The sequence below is a fragment of the Candidatus Dependentiae bacterium genome (assembly GCA_013821315.1).
Classification (GTDB): domain Bacteria; phylum Babelota; class Babeliae; order Babelales; family Babelaceae; genus JACDHA01.
In genome coordinates this window covers 17615-40350 of sequence record JACDHA010000010.1, presented here as the reverse complement: position 1 = coordinate 40350, position 22736 = coordinate 17615, and the positions used below count along the sequence as shown (strand labels likewise).

The following is a 22736-nucleotide window of genomic DNA, read 5'->3' as shown; positions in this document are numbered from 1 at the left end:
GAATATACTAATTAACTCTTTTTCCAAAGGCCCATAAAGTTTTGTTCTAGTAACCCATCAAGCTGTAGATTAAAGAGTAAGTCTTGCAAATCTGTACTTGCTAAACCAGTTTTAATAAGTAGTTCATCAAACGAAATAGGTGTTTGCGTATACAGAAGAATATGCTCTTGAGGAGTCTGGGGAATTGTCTGTTGTAGAGGCTTTATTATAGGTTGCATTAACGATACTGATCTTAAAGGCAGGCTATCAGAGACCAAGTTTAAAATGTCTTGAGTACTCGCTATAAGCGCTGCACCTTCGCTTATAATTTTATGGCATCCAGCACTTAATGGATTATCAATAGCGCCCGGAACGGCGCCTACTTCTCGACCTTGCTCAAGTGCATAACGTGCAGTAATTAAAGCACCACTTTTTTCAGCTGCCTGAATAACAATACAAGCACTACTTAATCCTGCAATTATACGATTACGTGCAGGAAAATTGCCTGCAAGCGCAGAACATTGCAAAGAAAACGAGCTGACTACTGTGCCATTTTGTTCAGCAATAGCATTAAACAACCGTGCATTAGCAGCAGGATAAGGCTTTAACAATCCTGAGCCCAATACTGCAACGGTTGAGCCAGCGCAAGCAAGTGTTGCTTGATGAGCAAGCGTATCAATGCCTAGAGCACCCCCACTTACTACTGTATACCCAGCAGCAACAAGCTCAGGTATAAGCTTATTTATAATAGTTATGCCATAGCGATCAGCTTTACGCGATCCAACAAGCGCTACACACTTAGTATAATCCAGAGGACGCCCTTGAGTGTACAAAACTACGGGAGGTAAATGTATATTTTTAAGTAATGCAGGATACCCGGGATCATAGAGCGTTGTACACGAAACGTTATATCGCTCAAGAAGGGTTAATTCTTGTTCAAGTAGCTTTTTATCTTGAAGACCAGATACTATGCAATGCGCTAAAGTAGAGGATATACCTGTAAGCGCTTGCAAATCTTTGGCTGAAAAATAATAGAGTTTATCAAGCTGCTCAAGAGAAAGAGCCTGGACCAGCTTCTCAATAGTAGCTGGTCCGGCATTTTGAATTAATGATAAATGAAGAAGCGTATTAGCTTGCATCTGTTGTTTCTATTTTACTGTTAGCTACCTGCTCTTCGTCTTCAGCTGCTGCAGGAATAACTGCTATAGCTGCCAGACGACGCTCAGCATCTTCTAATCTTATAAGACGTACGCCCATAGCTTGACGCTTCATAGTACGCACTTCTTTAGGCGATAGACGAATAATTTTACCTGTTGTATCAATAAGTAATATATGAGTAAAATCATCAACTACTACAAGCCCTATAAGTTTACCGTTACGCTTGTCTGTTGGCATAGCTTTAACACCAAGACCACCACGATGAGTAGCTCTAAAGTCAGCTACACGTACACGTTTACCGTAACCACGCTCTGTCGTAAAGAGTATATCTTGATCTTCTGATACGATTTCCATACCGACGACTTGGTCACCAGCATGCAAGCGAATACCACGAACACCGGCTGCTACACGACCCATAGATCGCACTTCGCTTTCTATAAATCTAATGCCTTGGCCACGAGCTGTAGCAAGAACAATATGGTCATTTCCTGAACTTAAAGAACAAAATACCAGTTCGTCGCCTTCATTAAGAGTAATGGCACGAATACCACTACTGCGTATTTTAGCAAATGCGGTTGCCTGCGTACGCTTAATAGTACCCAACTTAGTTACCATAACTAAATGTTTGTCATCAAAATCACGAGTACACAATAGTTTTACTACGTATTCTTCAGGCGCTAGAGGCAATAAGTTAACAATAGCACGCCCTTTTGCTGTACGAGACGCTTCAGGAACTTGAAACACTGAAAGGCTATAAATTTTGCCTAAGTTAGTGAAAAATAAGAGCTCATCATGATTACGTGCAACAAAAATATCTTGTAAAATATCCCCTACTTCATCAAGAGCAGTCATACCCATTTTACCTTTGCCGCCACGATGCTGTACATCATAGACAGTAAGAGGTACACGTTTAACATAACCCTTACGAGTTAACGTTACGACCACTTCTTCATCAGGAATTAAATCTGCTTCACTTAAGATATCAATTGGTCCTTCAATACGACTACGACGCACATCACTATACTGAGCGCGAATATCCATTAATTCTTGAGTAATTTCTTGTTTAAGTAATTCACGTGTAGTTAAAATTGCTTTAAGTTCTGCTATAAGCTTTTTAATTTCTGCTATTTCTGCATGAATCTTTTCTTGCTCAAGACCAGTCAAGCGCTGCAATCTCATTTCAAGTATTGCTTTACTTTGTTCAGGCGTAAGTAAAAACCGTTTATTAAGTTTAAAGATAGCTTCTTCAGCATTTTCAGACTTTTTAATAAGCTCAACTACTTCATCAATATTGTTAAGCGCTATAACAAAGCCAAGCAGCATATGTTCACGTTGCTGTGCTTTTGTAAGATCATACTGGGTACGTTTTACAATAACAATTTCACGATGCGCTAAAAATTCTTTAATCAATTGACGCAACGTAAATACCAACGGTTTATTATCAAGCAACGCAAGCATTAAAATACCAACGCTTGTTTGTAACGAGGTATGTTTATACAGCAAGTTAAGTATTACTTGAGCGCTTTCACCCTTTTTAATATCTATAACTACACGCATACCACGCTTATCAGATTCATCTCTGATATTAGAAATACCTTCAATAATCTTATTTTTAACAAGATCGGCAACTTTAATAATAAGCTCAGACTTATTTACTTGGTACGGCAACTCAGTTATAACAACCGTTGTAGCACCTTTTTTATTTTCTTCAATATCTACCACGCCGCGTAATATTAAATTACCACGACCGGTAGCATAGGCACGCACAATACCTGCGCGACCACAAATAATCCCACCTGTAGGAAAGTCCGGTGCAGGAATAAGGTCAAATAACTCATCATCTGATAAGTTATCATCTTTTAAAAATGCTAAACAAGCATCGACAACTTCACCTAAATTATGAGGAGGCATCGATGTTGCCATACCAACAGCAATACCCGCAGTACCGTTAATTAACAAATTAGGTAGCCTGCTTGGCAAAATTACTGGCTCAACAGTCGATTCATCAAAGTTAGGCACAAAGTCCACAGTGTCTTTATCAAGATCATATAAAATCTCTTGAGAAATGCGCTCCATACGCACTTCGGTGTAACGCATAGCTGCAGCATTATCACCATCAACCGAGCCCCAGTTTCCTTGACCGTCAAGCAATGGGTACCGTTTGGAAAAATCTTGTACCATACCAACCATAGTATTATAAACCGCTTGGTCGCCGTGTGGGTGATACTTACCCATTACGTCCCCTACGATACGAACTGATTTGTGGTATGGCTTATTATAATGAAAGCCTAACTGATGCATAGTGTACAGTATACGTCTGTGCACGGGCTTAAGACCGTCACGAACATCAGGCAATGCACGACTTACAATAACCGACATGGCATAGTCAAGCCAAGCGCCTTTTAACTCTTCTTCAATCAAAATAGGTCTTATGCGTGAATGCGCGCCTTTTTCATAAAGTGTATTTGAATCCATAAACAAAAACCTTTCCAAATGTCTCTTTGGAAGACGAAAATAGTAATTTCTAAATATTAATAATTATACAATAATTTTACACTTTTGACAAATCGATTTTTGCTATTAGCTCACTATTTACAACAGCTAAATCACTCCTATTCCTTTAGATTTAACCATACCACAGATTGCTAAAAGTGGCTAAAAAAAACAACCTCTAGTTACAGAGGTTGTAGGAGCTATTGTATAGTTAGTAACTTAAGATCTTTAGTGTGTTTTTAAAGATAAAAATCTCTTTAAAGATTGTTGTATCTGTTTGTTTTTTCTTAAAGAGCATTCATTTAAAGAATAAAGGCGCAAGTTAGCTTCTTGTTGCTGAGCATACTGCAAAGCATCTTTACCTTGTTTAAGCTCTGGATAGAAGCAAGGACTGGCTCCTGCTGCAAGCAATATGTCTACAGCCTCTGCCTGATTATTACGCACAGCTATTTCAAGCGGAGTAACGAAGTACCTATTCAATACATTAGGTTTAAAACCTAGTTGCAAGAGCGCACTTAACATGTTGCTGTCACCTGTCTGTGCAGCCAGATGTAATGGCGTATCACCAGTAAATGGCAAGCGGTCGTCTAAACTTAATTTCAGTAATAATTTCACAGTTGAAACATGGCCACCAAAAACAGCCTGTAATAAGGGAGAAGGCCAATGAGTATTTTCAAGATTAGTTTTACTCCCACGATCAATAAGTAGCTCTATTATCGCATCTTTACCGAGCCCAGCTGCAGCATGTAAAGCTGGCATAGCGCCTCCGTCACCAGTAGCACCATTATCTAAAGCTTCTTGAACTAGTTGCAAATCACCAGCTAGAATACCTGTTATAAGTTGTCTTTCATAATCCATTGCAACTAGAGAATGCGTAAGCAAAGTCAAAGCACTTATTTTTAGAAATTGTATCATACTCATGAACCTTTTAGTTGGATAAGAATTTTAATGCTCTCATTAGTAACTTTTTATCAAATCCTCTCTAAGAGAGCTCATTTGATTTTATAAACAAAAACCTTTGCAAATAGGTCTTTACAAGACGCGAATAATAGTTTCTAAATATTAATAATTATACAATAAATACACAATTTTGACAAATCTATTTTTGCTATTAGCCCCATAACGGCAACTACAGGAAATTGCTGCACCACTTCTTTTAATATAGGCGTAATTTCACGATAATAACCATATAAAATCCCTAATTTGTATAATATGCAATTGGATTGCATATTATACAAACTAACCTAAAAATCAATACCTTGTTATACTTAGCTTAGAACTACTATGAGTTAGCTGCAGGTACTTCTAGGTCTTGTGCTAGCTCAACCGTTCTAAAACCGCCGCGTAATATAAGAAACAGAGCAAGAAGCACCACTAGGGCAATTGCTCCAACTGTTTTTAATCGAGCTTTTAATTGTGCATTCATGCTTTTCTCTTTTTATAAAAATAGTAAATCATACTTTGATTAGCCATCTATTAAAGTACCATACTCTACTGATAAGTATCTATAGTTAAAAAAAATCACCTTAAGCTCGCACTGAAATGCAAAAAATGGTAGTGTATGCTTAAATGATCTTTTTTATATATTCTTAACTACGAGTAGACTATGAATAAAAAATACACACTCCTGTTTTTAGCTCTTTTCAGCTCCACGTGTTCTTTAGCTACCGTTCTTGAAAATACTCAAGGTAACCAGCGTGACTTACATATTGCACTTGATTTATTAGGCCAAGAAGTTTTTATGCCGCATTATGCAGCATCTGCTATGCAACTTTCTAATGGCTTAATGGCCGAAAGTGCCCCTATTTTAACGACGCTTTATTGCTGGAAAACACTGACAAAAAACAGCAAAGACATGAAATCACACGATCAAGAAGCATGGGAAAGCTACTATCACACAAAGGGCTTTTTGTTATTTATTCCCAAAGCTTATAAAACAAGATTAGAAGCCTCTACTGCTCAAGATTTAGGTTTTAATCTAGAAGATTGGCAAGAAGTAACTGATATACACACCTTATATACACCCAGTTTTTTGCAAACATGTAAAGATTATCTAGCCTTTAGTATCAATAACGATATTTTACATAGAAATGCTCTACTACCTTTATATTCTTCACAATTTATCGGTGTGATTAAAAAGCTTTTACTAAACAAAAAAGCAAAAGACTTTAAGTGGAATATATTATTATGCGGCCATGGCGGCACGTCACCCATTAGTGTTGCTATTGTAGGCGGTCTTTATCCAACCTATTTTAAAAGATTTTTATCCGTACTTAATAATCAAGTCTCTACACGAGTGCTTGTTTATCTTACGTGTAATGGCGGTAGCAACAACTTTTTAAATACTTTGTACACAACCAAAGGTATTCGTAATACCTATAACTTTACTCTTGTGTGTCCTTGCCTAACGGCTATTTCTTCTTTTACTACTCAGCAGCCTGAATTTAATAAGTTTTTTACATTATTGCACGAAGCTCCTATTGAGCAAAGCTCGAGCGCAAAGCTTATGCAAGCTCTACGCTATTGTGTGCCTCTAGGTGAATTTAGCGTTACTGTAGAAGATAAGATTGTAACAAAGACTCTTTTTAACAATATGCCTCATATTTGTTGGGCGCACACTGATCATTTTGAAATAGGACGTATTGAAGGGCACATTGAACCTATCTCTTATCTTATGGACAAAAACAGTGAGCAAAAAGCAGTAAATTCAAAGTCTTTTGGCGACAAACAGCTAAGAATCGATGCTCAAACGCTTATTATTGATCAACCGTATATACCCTATACCCTTGTATTGCCTCAAGGCAAAAAGCACTTTATAGCATCCAGTTTAGAAAATCAAATCTCTTATATTCATGGGCTAAAAATAGAAAATTTAACGTGCGAAGGTGATTTGCTTACATTATGTAAAAAGTCACTTAAAAAGCGTTCTCATGCACATGTGCTTTTAATAGAAAATGTTGAGTATACACTTGAAAACAAAACACATATTCTTAATTCTGTAATTATATTTCTGCATGCTCTTACGCCTGAAACATATCGGTACCAACGCGTTAACAAGCTTTTTTATGTTAAAGACAATACAGCATACACGGTTAATCTAAAACGAGGCAATCAGACACTTAAAAAACTGACGCCTGCTATAGCTAAAAAGTATTTTATGTTTTTTGAGCAAGAAAAGGCACTCATACAAGCACAGGCCAAAACTCTGGCTCTCTAGCTGTTGTTTTACAAATTATGAGCCCTGAAGTAGACTTAAAGTAATAATACCTTAAGCACTTGTGCTCTACACTTATAACATTAGATTAATAAAAATGGATTTAAAAAAAATAGACTTAAAACAGTTCACTCCTGACAAAATACGCAACTTTTCTGTTATTGCGCATATTGACCATGGTAAATCTACGCTTTCTGATAGACTTTTAGAAGTTACAGGAACACTTTCAACACGCCACAAAAACGAACAATTTTTAGACAAATTGCAAGTAGAAAAAGAACGGGGTATAACCGTAAAAGCTCAATCAGCTTCTATGTTTTATACCTATAAAGGCGACACGTATCTGCTTAACTTAATTGATACTCCAGGACACGTAGATTTTAGCTATGAAGTATCCCGCTCATTGTATGCCTGTCAAGGCGCGTTATTGCTTGTTGATGCTGCCCAAGGTGTCCAAGCGCAGACGATGGCTAATTTTTATCTAGCATTTGAGCAGAATTTAGCTATTGTGCCTATTATGAACAAAATAGATATGGCTAATGCTGACCCTGAACGGGTAGGCAAAGAGATGAAGCATCTTTTTGATTTCAACGAAGAAGAAATCATAAAAGCTTCAGCTAAAGCTGGCATTGGCATAACAGAAATTCTTGATGCTGTCATTGAACGTATGCCTGCACCTGCAAGCAACACTCAGGGACATCTTAAAGCACTGTTATTTGACTCATGGTTTGATTCTTATAAAGGTGTAATCTGTTTGATTGCTCTAAAAGATGGCACTATGCGCAAGGGTGACACTATAATACTCGCTCAAGCAGGTAGAAGTTATGAAGTACTTGAGTTAGGTCTTATGTACCCCAGTGAGACTCCTATGGATGCTCTTTACGCAGGTCAAGTAGGATACTTAATAGCTGGTATGAAAACCGTGCATGAAGCTCGTGTTGGTGATACTATTTATCAAGCCAAGCATCCAGTAACAGCATTTCCTGGTTTTAAACCAGCAAAGCCAATGGTGTTCGCCGGTATTTTCCCTATAGACAACGAAGAATTTGAAGTGCTACGTGACTCTATAGAAAAGTTAACCCTTAATGATGCAAGTGTAAAAGTTGAAAAGAAAAACTCCGTAGCATTAGGTCTTGGTTTTAGATGTGGCTTTTTAGGGCTCCTTCATATGGACGTATTTAAGCAACGGCTTGAACAAGAATATGGTCTTTCCGTTATTATTACTGCACCAAGCGTGTTGTATAAAATTAAGTTAACTAACGGCCAAGAAGCAGATATTGAAAACCCGTCAGATTTTCCTGATCCACAAAGAATTGATGCTATTTATGAACCTATAATCGATGCGACTATATTAATGCCACGCGATTATTTAGGGCCTATAATAACGTTGTGTCAGCAAAAACGGGGCCAACAACTGAGCCTTGAATATCTTAATGAAGAGCGTATTATCTTAAAATACCGGTTACCTCTTAATGAAGTAGCTACAGACTTTTATGATCAACTTAAATCACTTACTTCTGGATACGCTAGTCTAGATTACGAAGAATCGGGCTATGCTGAATCTGATTTAGTTAAAATGGATATATTGCTTAACGGTAAACCAGTCGATGCTCTTTCTATCATTGTGCATAGAGAAAGTTCAGCAAACATAGGCAGAACGCTCGCTGAAAAGTTAAGAAAAGTTATCCCGCGGCAACTCTTTGAAATTATTATACAAGCGGCCATTGGCGCCAAAATTATTGCTCGTGAAACAGTATCAGCTATGCGTAAAAACGTAATTGCTAAATGTTATGGTGGCGATATTACGCGTAAACGCAAATTGCTTGAAAAACAAAAAGAAGGTAAAAAGAAAATGAAGCAAGTAGGAAACGTAGAAGTGCCTCAAGAAGCCTTCTTGTCAATACTTAAAAAGGACGAGTAATGCAAAAGCATGTTTTTACCGGTAATATATTTATTTTTCATTGTTTTGATGTAGGCGACGACATAAATTTAGAAGCCGTTAAGGAGTCTCAAGCGCTTTCGCGCCGTCCTTTAATACTGTCTAAGTATTTTAAAAATTACCATACACCACTTGCAGTTGAGTTGCCTCATCCACATTCAAGCTCACGTTGTCTGAGCGCTAAACTTCATAACTTTGGGGTACTTTCTCTTGCTTATAAAATACCCTTTTCTGAAAGTCTTGATGAATTACGTACCCATATTAGTAATGTAGATGATGAATATAAAGAGCAAAGTGTTGTTGATGCTGGTTCTCTTTTTAAACGCATTAAACAGCACATTAAGCAACCGCGCTTTTTTCATTTACGTAGACGGTATGTTGTAATACAGGTAGATCCAGAGTCCACTATAGATGTTGTAAGCCTTAAAGCAGAATATGGCAGCCTTATAGCCTCTATTTTACGCTTTGAAACTGAGACGCTTTCAGAATATCAAAAAAACGAAATGCTTGAGACTGCTATTGGGTACTATCGGGGTGACCTTATTATTATCGATACTGAAGCGGCATTTATGTATGATGAAGAATTTGAAGAAACGCTCGGTTTATTTGAATTTGCCAATATGCAGCAATTAGAGTTGCAATATTTTGATCGTGTACTCGATCAACAACTTAATACGGTGTATGAGCGTGAAATTACCGTGCTTCCGCTTAAAGCATATCTACCCTTTATTGGAGCACTTCATAGTGACCCTATGGGTGATTTAGGCAAACTGCGCGTTGATATTTCTGTTATCACCGAACGTTTAGAAAATAGTATTAAACTTGCAGGAGAGCCGTATTACTCTGAATTGTATTCTCTTTTAGTATCCAAGCTTGATATTACCAACTGGCGTGAATCTATAAATAGAAAACTCGATATCATTCGCGACGTACGCACAGTATACGAAAACAAAGTTGAAGCATTACGAGAAGACTTGCTTTCACTGCTTATTATAGTCTTAATTTTTATCGAAATGATCGTTGGAATACTTCATTACTTTAAGTAATATCTTGTAATTGCTTAGTACTGATAACTTAAAAAAGCCTGGTTTTAAACCAGGCTTTTTTTGCTTATCAGTGACTTATCAAAAATATTGACTTATGTAGGTTTTAAGTATTAAGATCAATTTGTCGAAGTTAATACACACTCATTAAAGGAGAACTTATGAGTACAAATAATCTTGCTACATTACGTAGATTATTTTTCTACGCTTTTGTAGTACCATTCACTCTTAACTTGCCTGCTTCAGCATTACGTGCTGAATTACTTGCTCGTGGCCAAGAAGTATTTTCACAAGCAGATGATCTTTCAAGCTTATCAGCTGATGCTCAACAAATTCAAGGGCAACTTGAAGAATTTTTAGCTGCTCAACCAGCTTCAGAAGATGCTCAAGAATTACAAAGCTTACATGCTCAAATTAAGCAGCTCGCTCAATCACAGCGTCAATTGTCAGCTCAAGAAGTTCAAACACTTAATGTAGCTATCGATAGCGCTATTAGCTATATGAGCACTTTGCCAGAAGATGCAGTTCGCTCAAGAAATTGTTCTCCAGCTGTAATAATTCGTGGTCTTAAAGTACTTAATTGCAGACTTATTAATATCGGCAATACCTTAAGAGATATAAATAACAATGTTAACAGCTTAACTTCTACTGTTAATAACTTTATTAATGCTGATACATGCGACGCTATAACACCTATTAGATCTGTACCGTTTACTATTACTGAATCTGGTAAATACTGCTTAGCTCAAGATGTTACTTATACAGGTAGTGATGCAGCTATCACTATAGCAGCAAGTAATGTTAACTTAAATTTAGCTAATCATAATATTATATTACCTGAAGGGTCAACAGCTACAGCTATTGCTATGGATGGTGTAAATGAAGTAACTATAGAAAATGATTCTCTAAGAGCAGCTAACCCTACTTCAATAGAAGAAACAGAAACTACTGGTATTAGAATAGCAAACTCAACTGATATTACAGTAAAAAATGTTAATATAGATAACCTTAATACTGGTATATTTATAACTAATTCACGTGGTTTACGCGTTTTAAGATCCTATTTCCATAATATCACTTTTAGAGCTGTAGATGCATTTAGCTCTGATGATATAGCAATTGAAGACTCAAAATTTGTAAACGATCTAGCATTTACCGATGCAGGAACTGCTGGAGTAAGATTCAATAGTACTTCAGGAAAACTTGATACTCCATCATGCAGAAATATCCGCATAAGCGATTGTCAGTTTAGTGGTACCTCTTTAGGTGGACCAATACAACTAAGATTTGTTGATGGTGCTCTAGTAGAAAATACTACTGTAAGCGTAGACAATGAGATCTTTAATGCTAATCTTTTGCAAGGCGGATCACCTAATACAGGTGCAACGGGAACAGATCTGGATAATGCTTTAACAGCCAACAGCATCATTATTAGAAATTCCTCCTTTAAATCACAAAACGTAGCCAATGGTACTGACGGTATAGTACTTGCTGCTGGTTCAGGAGCTCTTATTGAAAATGTAGTGGTAGATGTAAACTCTCCACAAGATCCAACCGGTAATCCACCTTATTTAAACGGTGCACTACATATAAGCGCATCGGATCAACCATGCCTTACTGTAAGTGGCGTAGATGTTCCTGTTTGTGGTAACCCAAACGCAGTATACAGCAACGTACGCGTTAGCAATTCAAGCTTTAGAAATCAAGGCTTTTATGGTGTTATCATCTCTAGCGGTACACGTAATGTGGTAATAGAAGAGTGTATTATCTCTAGAAACAATAGAGGTATTAGAATAGTTGGAAGCACATTTGTAACTTTAAAAAATAGTTCAATTGAAGATAACACTACTAATGGTGTATTATTAAGCGCTTCACTTCCATCATTACCAATTAGCGATAATCCAAATCAAACATTCTTGTCGTCTTCTAACAACACAATAGTAGACAATAGAGTTTCTGGTAACGGTGGCGAAGGTATTTTTGTAACTGGTGTTCTTTTCCCTGCTGGCTCAACAGAACAGCAACCACAAGGAACTTCTGCTACTGCTAATGCTAACGTTATTGAGCACAATATAGTTACTAGTAATAAACTGAATGGTATCAGACTTGGTGCTAACACAAGCAATAACTCAGTTAGAGAAAACCTTGTTATAGGTCATCTTTTCAGTGCAGCAGCTGTTGGTATTCTTAATCAAGGCCCTGCTAGTGGAGCATTTGCAGGTAATGAGTTTACTTACAATGAAGCACATAGCAATATAACTAACTATAGCGCAGGTATTGCAGCAATAGTCGTTCAAGGTGACCCAGCACTAGCAGGTCAAAATATTAACCTTGGTGCATAAGTAGTATATTTTACAATACTATCTATAAAGAAAGAGCTAGAGAGTAAAATCTCTAGCTCTTTCTTATTTAAATTTATCTAAAATTTACGCAGCTTTTTTAGTTGCTGCTCTACGTGCTGTAGTTCTTGCTGTTGTAGCTCTTTTTGCGCGTGCTTTTGCTGCTGCTGTCTTTTTTGTACGATCAGCTGTAGTAGCTCGTGCAGTTGTACGATTAGCTGTAGTAGCTCGTGCAGCTGTACGATTAGCTGTAGTTCTTGCTGGACGACGATCGCCTACTTTACTATCTGTACGACGTGCTGGACGTGCAGTTGTTGCTTTTTTACCGCCTGTACCAAACATACGGCTCATAAATCCGCCTGTTTTGCCTTTATCATTCTCTGCACGACGTAAATAACGTTGAGCATGACGAATTTCAGCTGAATCATCGCTGTAGCCATTTCTTTTAAGTGAGGTAACTACTGTTCCCCAAAACTTAGTTCTCTCGATATTATCTTGTGGTGCAGCAACATCTGCTTTTTTAGAAGCAAAAGGGTTAGTTAAACCAAAAGCTGAGTTAACACCTAATGAACTTAAACCAACTAAAGCTAAAAGATAAAAATGCTTGTTCATAAGAACTCCTTGATATTATTATAAAATTTTATAAAAATTATTTATATAGTTACTATGTAATGATCACCATAGTATTATTTCTAATAGTAATATTTTTATAGATACTAAGTCAATAGTGGGCAAAGTATTATTTTATTTATAAAAAAATCCCTAGAAGCTCGTAAGTCATCTAGGGAAATATATATCTAAGAATTTTAAAATTATTTTGCTACAGCTACATGGGCTGGGCGGAGTATTTTTCCTTTATGAGAATACCCTTTTTGGTAGACATCTACTACGTGGCCAGACTCATGTTCAGAAGATTCTACTTGCATAATAGCTTCATGCATTTCAGGATCAAATTCACCTGCATGCTCAAGCTCTTGAATATTATATTTTTCAAGCACTTTGTGGAGATTTTTAGCTATAAGCCCAATACCTGCAAAATGAGCAGTTAGCTCTTGAGGCAGATTTTGAGACTTAAGCTCTATAAGTGCACGTTCAAAATTATCGAGGGTAGGCAACATATCTTTAAGAACGTCTGCTTGGGCATCTTCTATCCATTGGCTTCGTTCACGTTCAATACGTCTTTTATAATTATCAAACTCAGCAGTTAAATAGATATAACGTTCTTTAGTGTTACGTAGATCATCTTGACATGTTTTAAGCTCTGAAGCACAAGCTTCATGGTGGTTTTCTTCTACCATTTCTGGTGCTTGATCTTTAAAGTCTTCCATACTATTCCTTTAAGTAAGTGGCTATATTTATAACTTTTATTGCGCGTTTATTATACTATAGTTTACCTTAATTAAGCGTTATTTTCTAGACTTAGGCTAAACTTATATACCATTCTATTGAAAAATAAGTATAAAATTTATTAAAATACAAATAGGCAGATAATTAAATATAACAACTAGTATTCTAGTTACCTCTACAACAGGATAAACCGCATGAAAAACAGCAACAAAGCTATTGAAGGCATAAGCCTTATACTTGCACGTCATAAACTTGTACCCATGGATGAGTTACAAGCTTTAATGCACACGTATAAAAGCAGTGACGACATTGCATTTGAAGATTTTTTAATTGAAGAAGATTTAGTAACTAAGGACGATTTACTGCAAGCTATGTCAGAGTATTACTCGGTACCTGCTCTTGACGTGGTAGGTGAGTTTTTTGATCATTACTTGTTGTCCTTATTTCCTAAAAACATTTTGCTTCGCTTTGCATTTATACCGTATACACGACAAGCTGATATACTGACTATTGTAGCAGCAGAACCGGATTACCCTGAGCTTGCTCGTATTATAAGTCAGTTTATAACTCATGATCTTGCTTTTATGGTAGGTCTTAATAATGATATTATTGAAAGTGTCAATGAATTTTACGATGAGTCTATTACTTATCAACCTAATCATATTGCCAATGCTCAGATGGAGCGAAGTGCAGGATCGGTACACCCTATGGACCTCTCAGGCGATGATTTACTAGAAGACCAGCAACCTTGTCTACTTGATGAGAATATCCCCTGTATCATTGAAGAAAATGACGATGATTATGAAACGTTTTAAGTAGTTCAAGATTTTTCTCTACATATTTTTTAAGAATATGTTTTCTTTGGCAAACAAGTAGTATATAACTTAAGTAGAGTTACCACATTTGCCAAGGATTAAACATAATGATTTTGTTGCATATATTAAAAAAATATACCACTTTGGTGTTTGTAATTTTTAGTGTTACTACCACGCAAGCTTTTAACAGTAGTTACTTTTATCGAGCATCATCATTTTGGGATGAGCCTCGTTTTGAACGTCAACTTTTAAGTACCTTTGCTGTTGAGCTTACGGGAGGATCAACATGCATAAGTCGTGACAACTGTGGACGCAAAGTGCCTTTACTAAGCATACTTTCTGAAAAACAAAATCTCACTGATGGTAGAATCGATGTTTTTGAAATAGATTCTCATTATACCCAAAACTTTTGTGGCGGTATTTTTACAGAAATTTCTGTGCCTTTTACCGTTGTTCAAATAAGACCAAGTTTTAAAGGTACCTGCCATGAATGTTCAGCCCAGTGCTCTCAAGAACATACTTCTTTATGCTCTACTGCTATTACCTCACAATGCCGCCGCACCCAACTTATCGATAGCACTGCTTTGATAGGCTGGACCTATAACAACGAAAATACTACAGTCTTAGATTTTATAGATACTACTCTTAAAGCAGGCGCTTTATTACCTACAAGTAATCGACCATGCACTAATAACCCTTTAGGCATACCATTAGGGTATAATAATACCTGGGGAATTGTAGGATCTGCTACTTTATCAGCTGGCATGTACGACTGGCTTACCGCAGGAATTCACGCTGACGGCATTATATTTCCTAAAAAAAACAGATCCATTGGTAATGTATGGCGTATTGGAGCATATGGCAAAGCAGATCATATATACAAAGGGCTCTCTTTTTCTTTAGCATTTACTTATGAGCAACAAAACAAACTATCTAAGCATAATTGTACTAGTAAATCACTTGCCATACCGCTTATTAAAGGATGGTCACGATCACTTGTGCATTTACTTATTGAATATGATTTTATACGGTACGAATGCTCATGCTACCCTACTATTAGCCTTATTTACAATCGCCATTTAACAGGAAAAAGAGTTTTCCAGACTAATACCCTGGGAGCCTACTTAGCTTGTTCTCTGAGCTGGTGCTTTTAGATTGGTAGTTATGGTACTTAGTACATATAAAGTAGTAGTTAAAGCTGGATGAGATATTTCTTCAAACACTTCCTCAATATGCTGACACACATTAGTAAGTAGTGTTACTAAAGCAATACGTGACTCAAGCAGATCCAATTGACTAGGTAGCTCTGCAACTTGAGCATATAATGCTAAAGTTTCTTGTGCTATTTGCTCTATAAACGCTTCTTTTTGGCAATGCGTAGTATTAATTGAGCGAACTAAATCTACTTGAGCCCAAAGATCAAGTGAAAGATCAGTTACTGTATCATACCCATTAGCTGAATGCATATAAGCAGAATAGCTTAACAAAGATACGAAAACTACTACTCTACTTTTTTTAACACCCAGCATGTGTATTCCTTTTAACAAAACTGTACTTGAACAACTATCACTTCTTTATAATAATTGCAAATTGTATTTGTAAAAGTCAATACTCTTTACTGTTTTTCTGTTTGATAAGCATAAAAAAAAGAGAGCCCCAAGGCTCCCTTTAGCATATATATACTTTTAGAATGGCAGATCGTCTTCAAATGGTGGCTCATCTTTAAATAACGATTCACCTGCAAAGTCGTCACTCGCCCCTGAGTCTAAAAGACCCTTAGAGCGTGAAGGATTACTGTTGCTACGTTGTTGCTGTGGTTGACCAGCTTCATCGCCTGATTCAGCTTGTTGTCCAGAACCTAAGAAAACTACACTTTCCGAAACTATCACATGGCGACGGCGCGTCTGACCATCAGGTGCTTGCCACACATCAAGTTTAAGACGTCCTTCAATAAGCACTGAACGACCTTTTTGTAAATACTGACGGCAATTTTCAGCTTGTGGTCCCCATACATCGACATCAATATAACATACGTCTTGCACAAGCATGCCTGTTTGTTTGTTTTTGTATGATCTATTAGAAGCTATGCTTAAACGGCATACTGCTTGACCACTTGGTTGTTGCTTATATTCAGGGTCTCTTGTAAGATTACCCACCATAATAACTTTATTAAAACTTGCCACTACAGCCCTTTCAATCAAATATATTTTTATACTAGTTAGTGATTACTCTTTAGTATACCACAAATAGCTTTAAAAAAAACTCGCTACCCACCAGAACAACTAAGTATTATTTTTTAGCATACCCAGTTTGAACAAGTTGTATGGCTTGTTTAAGAGCATGTGCACTTTTCTCTTGTTGAGCTTGGATATTTTTAAGCTCTTGCACACATTTTTCCATGTCATTGTACTGTAAAGAAACAAAAATGCCTTGCTTATTGTTTTCAGCAATTTCTTGTATACGAGCACAGAGCTGTTGCTGCAGATAAGCGGATGTTTCTATATTTTTACTTGTAGAAAGCAAAATATCAGCATATAGTTCCATAGCTTCTTGTTTTATTTGTCCTGCCGTACGTTTACGAGCTACAGGTGCAGCTAAAAAGCTTTCAGCTAAGCACACATATACTCCTGCTGACAATGCAAGCAGGCTTAAAGCTATAATTGTTTTGTTTATTTTTTTAAAAAACATACCATCACCCTTTGTATTTTTTAGAATATGCAGCAAGCGTATAACTTGCATAAGCTTTAAAGACATAATAACCAAAGGTTACTACCATTAATAAGGTTAAAACAAAGATAAAAATATTAAATATCGGTTGAGAGACATACCCAAAATAAGCACTCGTAAAAAGCCACCAGACAAAAACAACTTGTGCAAACGTGGTAATCTTTCCTAAAATGGCCGGCTTAATAACTATAATTTTTTTAATCAAACCCAAGTAAACAGCCCCTGCAATTAAGCAAAGCTCTTTCACCAACATAACGGCAAAGAACCAGAGCGGTATTTTAAAAAGAGGTGTATGGACAAACGCAAGACCTGCATAGCAACTAACAACCAATAGTTTATCAGCTAAGGGGTCAAGATAAGCACCAAGCTTCGTTTCTTGGTGTAAATAACGGGCAAGAGCTCCATCAAGCACATCCGTAGCTGCTGCAAATAAAAATAAGCCATAAGCAACACCCCAGTGCTCACGCACCATAAAGATCCCTATAAAGGGCACTAATACCATACGTAGTAAAGTAATAAGCGTTGAGGGGGTTACCGTGCACCACTGTTGTTTTTCTTTTTTTTGTATCATACTGTTTGGGTTATTACCCCTCCACCTAAACACTGTTCGCCTTCATAAAGAACAGCAAATTGACCAGGGGCAATGCCTTGATCTCTTTCCATTAGTGTAATGCGATAAGCATCAACACCCACAGGCTCCACTGTACATTCGTTGAGCAGTGGACCATGACGCATTTTAACGTGTAACTGCTTATCAACTTGCGGTGGCGATGTTATCCAATTTCCAGCTTCTATAATAAATGTATCACGTTCTTTTTCTTGGCAATAATAATTACGTGAAATATATACGCAGTTGGTAGCAGTGTCTTTGGCTGTAACATACCAAGGGCCCCCTGCAAGGCCTATGCCTTGACGCTGACCTATGGTATAGTACCAAAATCCTTTATGTACGCCCAACTGTTTACCTGTTTCAAATTCTACAAGAGCACCTTCACGTTCGCCTAAATGGTGCTTAACAAAATCAGAAAACTTTATTTTTCCTAAAAAGCAAATGCCTTGGCTATCTTTGCGTTGCTTGTTAGGCAAATTATAAGCCACTGCAAGCTCACGCACTTGTGACTTATCTAAATGACCTAAAGGAAATAAAGCTCGTTTAAGTTGTGCTTGGCTTATATGGGATAAAAAATAGGTCTGATCTTTTATTGCGTCAGGAGCTCTATAAAGCAATGCTTGCCCAGCAACATCGATACGCTTGGCATAATGACCAGTGGCTACAAAGTCAAAGCTCTCATCAATTTTTTTATAAAATGCACCAAACTTAACTCGCTGATTACATAAAATATCGGGATTAGGGGTTCTTCCAGATTTAATTTCAGCAATAGTATAGGATACAACTTCGTCCCAGTATTCTTTTTGCAATGAAACAACTTCTAAGGGAACACCTGCTTGATCACAGACAGCTTGAGCATACGAAAGATCTTCTTGCCAAGGACATGTACCTAGAAAAGAAAGTTCATCTTCAAGCCAAATTTTTAAATAGAATGCGGTAACGTTATGACCCTGTTCTTTGAGTAGTCTCAGAGCAACAGAGCTGTCAACACCACCTGAAAGAAGTACTGCTGTTTTCATACTCTCACTTTAATATTATTTTTAGTTTAGTGTCTACTAGTATTTTAACACAAGTAAGCCTAAAAGTATATTTTTAAGTGCGCAACTTGCTGTTAAGGCTCTCTTTTTCTAGCAAAAAAACAGCCTAAGTAGTAAACTAAAAGTAATATTACACACACTTGAAAGTTATTTAGTTATGAATACTCTTAGTCAATTACAAACGACATTACACAATTATCTTAAAGCTACCTATCCCATTGATAGCACTGCTTTATCAAATCTTGAAATAAACTTAAACATAGATGCACAAAAGCAACAGTTTGGTGATATTACCACTAATGCTGCACTTGTACTTTCTAAAGAGCTCAAACAGCAACCACGTGCTATTGCTCAAGAAATTCAAGCACATTTTACCCATCAATGGATTGAACGCATAGAAATTGCTGGGCCTGGTTTTATTAATATTTTTTTAACACAAGATGCACTTCACCATATAGCGCGACAACTACTGCAAGGCAATCAAGACTTTTTTAAACTTGAAGCCCATGCCCCAAGATATAATTATAACGTTGAGTTTGTAAGCGCTAATCCTACCGGGCCACTCCACATAGGACACGGTCGCGGCGGCATTATTGGCGATGTGCTTGGTAATGTTTTGCATTTTTTAGGCCATGTAGTTACCAAAGAATTCTATATTAACGACGCGGGGTCACAAATACAGAAACTTGGCCTATCTTTTAAAATAAGATGTCAGCAACAAGGAGGTTTAACCGTAGAACTTCCAGAAGATACTTATCATGGTGAGTATTTGATATCATTAGCACAAGAATGCATAGAAAAACATGGTCCAGAAGTACTTGAACGTCCTGATAGCTTTTTTGCCACTTATGCTAAAGAACATCTATTGCAGCAGCTCCAAGACACTCTTAAAAACTATGGTATTACTTTTGATGTATGGTTTTCAGAAAAAACGTTACATGATAATAGCTCCATAGAGCAAGCTCTTGATACGTTACAAAAACATGGTCATATCTATCAAAAAGATGATGCTCTTTGGTTTGCATCAACTGCTTTTGGTGACGATAAAGATCGCGTACTAAGAAAAAGCTCTGGTGAACTTACCTATGTATCAGCCGACATTGCTTATTTAAACAATAAAATAGGTCGTGGCTTTAATAAATTAGTTATGGTGCTTGGTCAAGATCATCATAGTTATGTAGTACGTTTAAAAGCTGCTATGCAGGCACTCGGTTATAATCCAGCAGACTTAGATATTATTTTGTATCAACTCGTTACTCTCAAAGAAAGTGGCCAACAACTACGTATGTCTAAACGAGCAGGACGTATAGTAACTTTAGAAGACGTTATTGATACCGTAGGGGTCGATGTTGCCCGCTTTTTCTATTTAAATAGAAAAGCCGACGCTCACTTAGATTTTGATATTGAATTAGCGCTTAAAAAGACCGAAGAAAATCCTGTTTATTACATTCAGTATGCCTACGTTCGTATTGCAAGTATTTTAGAAAAAGCCGCTCAACAACCAGAGCTTACTGCTATTACAGCTGCTGATGCTGTATTTATTAGTGATAGTGAAAAGTTGCTTCTTAAAAAGATAGCCTCACTAGCATCAACGCTTACTTCTATAAGTAGACACTATCAAACACATACACTTACTTACTATGCTTTAGAGCTTGCGCAGCTGTTTCATAGTTACTATGGCGCTCATAAAGTAATTGATCAAGCCCATATACAGCAAAGTCGTGGCAGATTGCTTACTATAACGATTCTTAGAAATACGCTTAAATTATGCTTAGACCTGTTAGGTATTAGTAGCCCTGAACGCATGTAGCAAACTAGTTATTATTTTAATCATTTGCTAAGTATATCCGTTTTAATCTTTTAGCTTAACGGATATACTTAGAGCTTATCCTAAAATTACAACAAGTCTAAAGGAGTTACTTGCTTGCTGCCTACTTTTTGCTTAAATACTTTTAGAGTTTATAGACAAGGCTAAGCAAATTAAGTAACGTGATACTTAGATCTTTTAAACATGCTTTAATTTAAATTATTTAAACGATATACCCTTATGAATATCACTAAAACTTTTTTTATATTACTTGCTATCGCCTTTAATATAGTATCTATGGATACTCTAATTACATCACCTAGCAGTAATGCAAAAACACTTCAAACTTATGAAAATTGTATACAGGAATACGTACAGAATACACCTACAACTGTAAGTAGTGACCGGAAAGTATGGATCGATAGTGCTTTAAGTTATATTAATACACAAGATTCCATTCTTGAAATTGGAAGCGCTTTGGGTCGAGATGCTAATTATATAGAGTCACAAGGATATAAAGTTAAAAGAACGGACGCAACTAAAAATTTTATTAAACTATTACAGCAACATGGCTATGAGGCAACCTTACTTAATATACTTACTGATAACCTGGGTGGCCCTTATGACATGGTCTTTGCTAGTGCTGTTTTAATTCATTTAAACCCAGAAGAATTTAAAAAGTGTTTAAGTAAAATGTATAACAGCTTACAGCATGAAGGTATTTTAGCATTTAGTGTCAAACAAGGAACAGGTGAAGAATGGTCCGAAAGAGAAATTGGTGGACCACGCTATTTCTGCTATTGGCTGCCTAATGACCTTCAAGAATTATTATTAAAAAATAAATTTAAAATTATAGACATTAAGCTTAATAACCAGTGGATCTTCGTAATTACTAAAAAGATTTGATCGCTCGATAATTCGCTTATTTCAAAACAATATTCAAGCTCTATTTCTCGATCAGGAGATAATTGCGGCGCAACTATTGACCAAACGCATAGACCAATTTGATTTATTCTTACCTTAATGTAATTGATTAGTATCAGTATACTAGCTTAGTTGACTCCATATCATTATTGACAATTATAAATTAAATATGTTAAATTAACTAATATAGTTAAATATTTAATTTAATAAAATTTTATGAAAGATAATTTTATGGCTATAAAAAAATATATAGCAATGACACTCATTTCCCTTTGCTTACCAAGTCTTAGTATGAATGATAATGACCGTGAATACCTCAATTTTAAACTAGGTGGACAAATAAGGCAGGGTAATATACCAAAAATAGACAAGCTTTTGCAACAAGGTGCTGATATAAATCCTGTCGGCGAGAGCTTGCCACCCTTACATACAGCTATTATGTATAAAAAACCAGATATAGTGGCTCATTTACTCAGTGCTGGAGCACATGTTAATTTACTTAATATGCTCGGAGCGACACCACTTCACTTTGCTATTAATGTTAATAACCAAGATATTGTAAAACAACTTATCAATGCAGGCACCGATGCATTAATAAAAGACAGTGAAGGCAAGACAGCTCTAGATCTTGCTCAAAGCCCGTTACGGGCAGAGGCAACATCTGAAGAAAGGCAAAACAGAACAGAAATCGTTAGACTTTTAAGAGAACACCTAGTAAAGTCCACTACTCGTTTGCTTGGGTACGCACGCAATGATAAAGGAGAGCCTTTAAAACCTATTCCTCAAGATATTATGACCGTTATTATTGGATATGCTTATGGATTACCTCAACCGTAAGAAGCTGAAGCTGCTTTAAAACTCTGAGTCTAATAATAGATTCTCATTACAGTATCACTGAGTTTTAAAGTAGTGCAATTGTTGGAATATTTTAAATAAAAACCTGTTTTTAGCATTAATATTTATGCTATACTAGTAGTTAAATACTATAAGAAGATATATGATTGATTCTCATATTATTGAAGAAGTTAAGCAACGACTCATAAAAACTTATAATCCTTTAGCTTTATATATCTTTGGCTCCTATGCATGGGGCAATCCAGATCTTGTTGTAATTGACGACTATAACAAAACGCGTCATCAAGTGCTCGTAGATGGTCATAAAGCTCTCATTGGTTTATATCTATCAAAAGACATTTTGGTATATAACAAAAAAGAATGGGATACATTTTCACAAGATGAAACAAGGTTCTGTTATAAAGTAAAACATGAAGGAAAACTAATTTATGGCAAATCCTAAAGGAGCT

General features: G+C 36.5%; 21 protein-coding genes. 10 read left to right on the top strand and 11 right to left on the bottom strand.

What is annotated here, in order from left to right; genetic code table 11:
- Positions 1 to 11: 11 nt before the first annotated feature.
- The 4 genes from dprA to H0X48_03415 all read right to left on the bottom strand — a co-directional run bounded on the left by dprA (position 12) and on the right by H0X48_03415 (position 5056).
- On the bottom strand, positions 12 to 1118 hold the full coding sequence (gene dprA / locus H0X48_03430; GenBank protein ID MBA3954340.1) for a DNA-protecting protein DprA: 1107 nt from the start codon (positions 1116 to 1118) through the stop codon (positions 12 to 14).
- Positions 1108 to 3612, bottom strand: a complete 2505-nt coding sequence (gene gyrA, locus H0X48_03425; protein MBA3954339.1) for a DNA gyrase subunit A — start codon at positions 3610 to 3612, stop codon at positions 1108 to 1110. Before gyrA ends, dprA begins: the two co-directional genes overlap by 11 nt.
- A 246-nt stretch (positions 3613 to 3858) precedes the next feature.
- Complete coding sequence (locus tag H0X48_03420; GenBank protein ID MBA3954338.1) at positions 3859 to 4545, bottom strand: ankyrin repeat domain-containing protein; 687 nt, start codon at positions 4543 to 4545, stop codon at positions 3859 to 3861.
- 367 nt (positions 4546 to 4912) lie between these two features.
- Positions 4913 to 5056 carry a hypothetical protein gene (locus H0X48_03415; GenBank protein MBA3954337.1) on the bottom strand — a complete coding sequence of 48 codons (144 nt, stop codon included), beginning with the start codon at positions 5054 to 5056 and terminating at the stop codon, positions 4913 to 4915.
- Positions 5057 to 5236: 180 nt separating this feature from the next.
- Between H0X48_03415 and H0X48_03410 the strand changes: the two genes are divergently transcribed.
- The 4 genes from H0X48_03410 (at position 5237) to H0X48_03395 (ending at position 12168) form a co-directional block, all read left to right on the top strand.
- Complete coding sequence (locus H0X48_03410) at positions 5237 to 6847, top strand: hypothetical protein (GenBank protein ID MBA3954336.1); 1611 nt, start codon at positions 5237 to 5239, stop codon at positions 6845 to 6847.
- 94 nt (positions 6848 to 6941) lie between these two features.
- Entirely contained in the window at positions 6942 to 8765 is a 1824-nt protein-coding gene (gene lepA / locus H0X48_03405; protein MBA3954335.1) for an elongation factor 4, read from the top strand.
- Positions 8765 to 9829 (top strand): hypothetical protein, encoded by a 1065-nt coding sequence (locus tag H0X48_03400; protein MBA3954334.1) that lies wholly within the window; start codon positions 8765 to 8767, stop codon positions 9827 to 9829. Before lepA ends, H0X48_03400 begins: the two co-directional genes overlap by 1 nt.
- A gap of 158 nt (positions 9830 to 9987) precedes the next feature.
- A complete protein-coding gene (locus H0X48_03395) occupies positions 9988 to 12168 on the top strand; it encodes a right-handed parallel beta-helix repeat-containing protein (protein ID MBA3954333.1) in 2181 nt (726 codons plus the stop codon).
- Between the two features lie 84 nt (positions 12169 to 12252).
- Here the strand turns inward: H0X48_03395 and H0X48_03390 are convergent, their stop codons facing one another.
- Both H0X48_03390 and H0X48_03385 read right to left on the bottom strand, forming a co-directional pair.
- Complete coding sequence (locus tag H0X48_03390) at positions 12253 to 12777, bottom strand: hypothetical protein (protein MBA3954332.1); 525 nt, start codon at positions 12775 to 12777, stop codon at positions 12253 to 12255.
- Between the two features lie 200 nt (positions 12778 to 12977).
- The gene (locus H0X48_03385; GenBank protein MBA3954331.1) at positions 12978 to 13493 is read right to left on the bottom strand and encodes a nucleotide exchange factor GrpE; all 516 of its coding nucleotides are present in this window, start codon (positions 13491 to 13493) and stop codon (positions 12978 to 12980) included.
- A gap of 213 nt (positions 13494 to 13706) precedes the next feature.
- On the opposite strand from H0X48_03385, the gene H0X48_03380 reads away from it, so the two are divergent.
- Positions 13707 to 14327 carry a hypothetical protein gene (locus H0X48_03380; GenBank protein MBA3954330.1) on the top strand — a complete coding sequence of 207 codons (621 nt, stop codon included), beginning with the start codon at positions 13707 to 13709 and terminating at the stop codon, positions 14325 to 14327.
- 107 nt (positions 14328 to 14434) lie between these two features.
- On the top strand, positions 14435 to 15481 hold the full coding sequence (locus H0X48_03375) for a hypothetical protein (GenBank protein MBA3954329.1): 1047 nt from the start codon (positions 14435 to 14437) through the stop codon (positions 15479 to 15481).
- On the opposite strand, the gene H0X48_03370 is transcribed toward H0X48_03375, so the two are convergent.
- The 5 genes from H0X48_03370 to mnmA all read right to left on the bottom strand — a co-directional run bounded on the left by H0X48_03370 (position 15452) and on the right by mnmA (position 18683).
- Entirely contained in the window at positions 15452 to 15856 is a 405-nt protein-coding gene (locus H0X48_03370; protein ID MBA3954328.1) for a hypothetical protein, read from the bottom strand. The two genes, H0X48_03375 and H0X48_03370, sit on opposite strands and share 30 nt — an antisense overlap.
- A gap of 156 nt (positions 15857 to 16012) precedes the next feature.
- Positions 16013 to 16510 carry a single-stranded DNA-binding protein gene (gene ssb, locus H0X48_03365; protein ID MBA3954327.1) on the bottom strand — a complete coding sequence of 166 codons (498 nt, stop codon included), beginning with the start codon at positions 16508 to 16510 and terminating at the stop codon, positions 16013 to 16015.
- A 106-nt stretch (positions 16511 to 16616) separates the two neighbouring features.
- Positions 16617 to 17015, bottom strand: coding sequence for a hypothetical protein (locus tag H0X48_03360; GenBank protein MBA3954326.1), 399 nt, complete (start codon positions 17013 to 17015; stop codon positions 16617 to 16619).
- Between the two features lie 4 nt (positions 17016 to 17019).
- Positions 17020 to 17625 (bottom strand): CDP-alcohol phosphatidyltransferase family protein, encoded by a 606-nt coding sequence (locus H0X48_03355; protein MBA3954325.1) that lies wholly within the window; start codon positions 17623 to 17625, stop codon positions 17020 to 17022.
- Positions 17622 to 18683, bottom strand: coding sequence for a tRNA 2-thiouridine(34) synthase MnmA (gene mnmA, locus H0X48_03350; protein MBA3954324.1), 1062 nt, complete (start codon positions 18681 to 18683; stop codon positions 17622 to 17624). The genes H0X48_03355 and mnmA overlap by 4 nt, the downstream gene beginning before the upstream one ends.
- 175 nt (positions 18684 to 18858) lie before the next feature.
- On the opposite strand from mnmA, the gene H0X48_03345 reads away from it, so the two are divergent.
- From H0X48_03345 to H0X48_03330, 4 genes are all read left to right on the top strand, one after another.
- A complete protein-coding gene (locus H0X48_03345) occupies positions 18859 to 20511 on the top strand; it encodes an arginine--tRNA ligase (protein MBA3954323.1) in 1653 nt (550 codons plus the stop codon).
- Positions 20512 to 20748: 237 nt separating this feature from the next.
- The gene (locus H0X48_03340) at positions 20749 to 21414 is read left to right on the top strand and encodes a methyltransferase domain-containing protein (GenBank protein ID MBA3954322.1); all 666 of its coding nucleotides are present in this window, start codon (positions 20749 to 20751) and stop codon (positions 21412 to 21414) included.
- Between the two features lie 249 nt (positions 21415 to 21663).
- Positions 21664 to 22269, top strand: coding sequence for an ankyrin repeat domain-containing protein (locus tag H0X48_03335; GenBank protein ID MBA3954321.1), 606 nt, complete (start codon positions 21664 to 21666; stop codon positions 22267 to 22269).
- A 160-nt stretch (positions 22270 to 22429) separates the two neighbouring features.
- Entirely contained in the window at positions 22430 to 22729 is a 300-nt protein-coding gene (locus H0X48_03330; GenBank protein ID MBA3954320.1) for a nucleotidyltransferase domain-containing protein, read from the top strand.
- The last annotated feature ends 7 nt before the right edge of the window (positions 22730 to 22736 follow it).

What these genes read in the sequence shown, in the direction of transcription:
- H0X48_03375 (MBA3954329.1), top strand. Translation starts at nt 14,435, where the DNA reads ATGATTTTGTTGCATATATTAAAAAAATATACCACTTTGGTGTTTGTA.
- H0X48_03370 (MBA3954328.1), bottom strand. Translation starts at nt 15,856, where the DNA reads ATGCTGGGTGTTAAAAAAAGTAGAGTAGTAGTTTTCGTATCTTTGTTA.
- gyrA (MBA3954339.1), bottom strand. Translation starts at nt 3,612, where the DNA reads ATGGATTCAAATACACTTTATGAAAAAGGCGCGCATTCACGCATAAGA.
- H0X48_03380 (MBA3954330.1), top strand. Translation starts at nt 13,707, where the DNA reads ATGAAAAACAGCAACAAAGCTATTGAAGGCATAAGCCTTATACTTGCA.
- mnmA (MBA3954324.1), bottom strand. Translation starts at nt 18,683, where the DNA reads ATGAAAACAGCAGTACTTCTTTCAGGTGGTGTTGACAGCTCTGTTGCT.
- H0X48_03385 (MBA3954331.1), bottom strand. Translation starts at nt 13,493, where the DNA reads ATGGAAGACTTTAAAGATCAAGCACCAGAAATGGTAGAAGAAAACCAC.
- H0X48_03390 (MBA3954332.1), bottom strand. Translation starts at nt 12,777, where the DNA reads ATGAACAAGCATTTTTATCTTTTAGCTTTAGTTGGTTTAAGTTCATTA.
- H0X48_03400 (MBA3954334.1), top strand. Translation starts at nt 8,765, where the DNA reads ATGCAAAAGCATGTTTTTACCGGTAATATATTTATTTTTCATTGTTTT.
- H0X48_03345 (MBA3954323.1), top strand. Translation starts at nt 18,859, where the DNA reads ATGAATACTCTTAGTCAATTACAAACGACATTACACAATTATCTTAAA.
- H0X48_03360 (MBA3954326.1), bottom strand. Translation starts at nt 17,015, where the DNA reads ATGTTTTTTAAAAAAATAAACAAAACAATTATAGCTTTAAGCCTGCTT.
- H0X48_03410 (MBA3954336.1), top strand. Translation starts at nt 5,237, where the DNA reads ATGAATAAAAAATACACACTCCTGTTTTTAGCTCTTTTCAGCTCCACG.
- H0X48_03335 (MBA3954321.1), top strand. Translation starts at nt 21,664, where the DNA reads ATGGCTATAAAAAAATATATAGCAATGACACTCATTTCCCTTTGCTTA.
- H0X48_03330 (MBA3954320.1), top strand. Translation starts at nt 22,430, where the DNA reads ATGATTGATTCTCATATTATTGAAGAAGTTAAGCAACGACTCATAAAA.
- H0X48_03395 (MBA3954333.1), top strand. Translation starts at nt 9,988, where the DNA reads ATGAGTACAAATAATCTTGCTACATTACGTAGATTATTTTTCTACGCT.
- H0X48_03340 (MBA3954322.1), top strand. Translation starts at nt 20,749, where the DNA reads ATGAATATCACTAAAACTTTTTTTATATTACTTGCTATCGCCTTTAAT.
- dprA (MBA3954340.1), bottom strand. Translation starts at nt 1,118, where the DNA reads ATGCAAGCTAATACGCTTCTTCATTTATCATTAATTCAAAATGCCGGA.
- H0X48_03420 (MBA3954338.1), bottom strand. Translation starts at nt 4,545, where the DNA reads ATGATACAATTTCTAAAAATAAGTGCTTTGACTTTGCTTACGCATTCT.
- H0X48_03415 (MBA3954337.1), bottom strand. Translation starts at nt 5,056, where the DNA reads ATGAATGCACAATTAAAAGCTCGATTAAAAACAGTTGGAGCAATTGCC.
- H0X48_03355 (MBA3954325.1), bottom strand. Translation starts at nt 17,625, where the DNA reads ATGATACAAAAAAAAGAAAAACAACAGTGGTGCACGGTAACCCCCTCA.
- lepA (MBA3954335.1), top strand. Translation starts at nt 6,942, where the DNA reads ATGGATTTAAAAAAAATAGACTTAAAACAGTTCACTCCTGACAAAATA.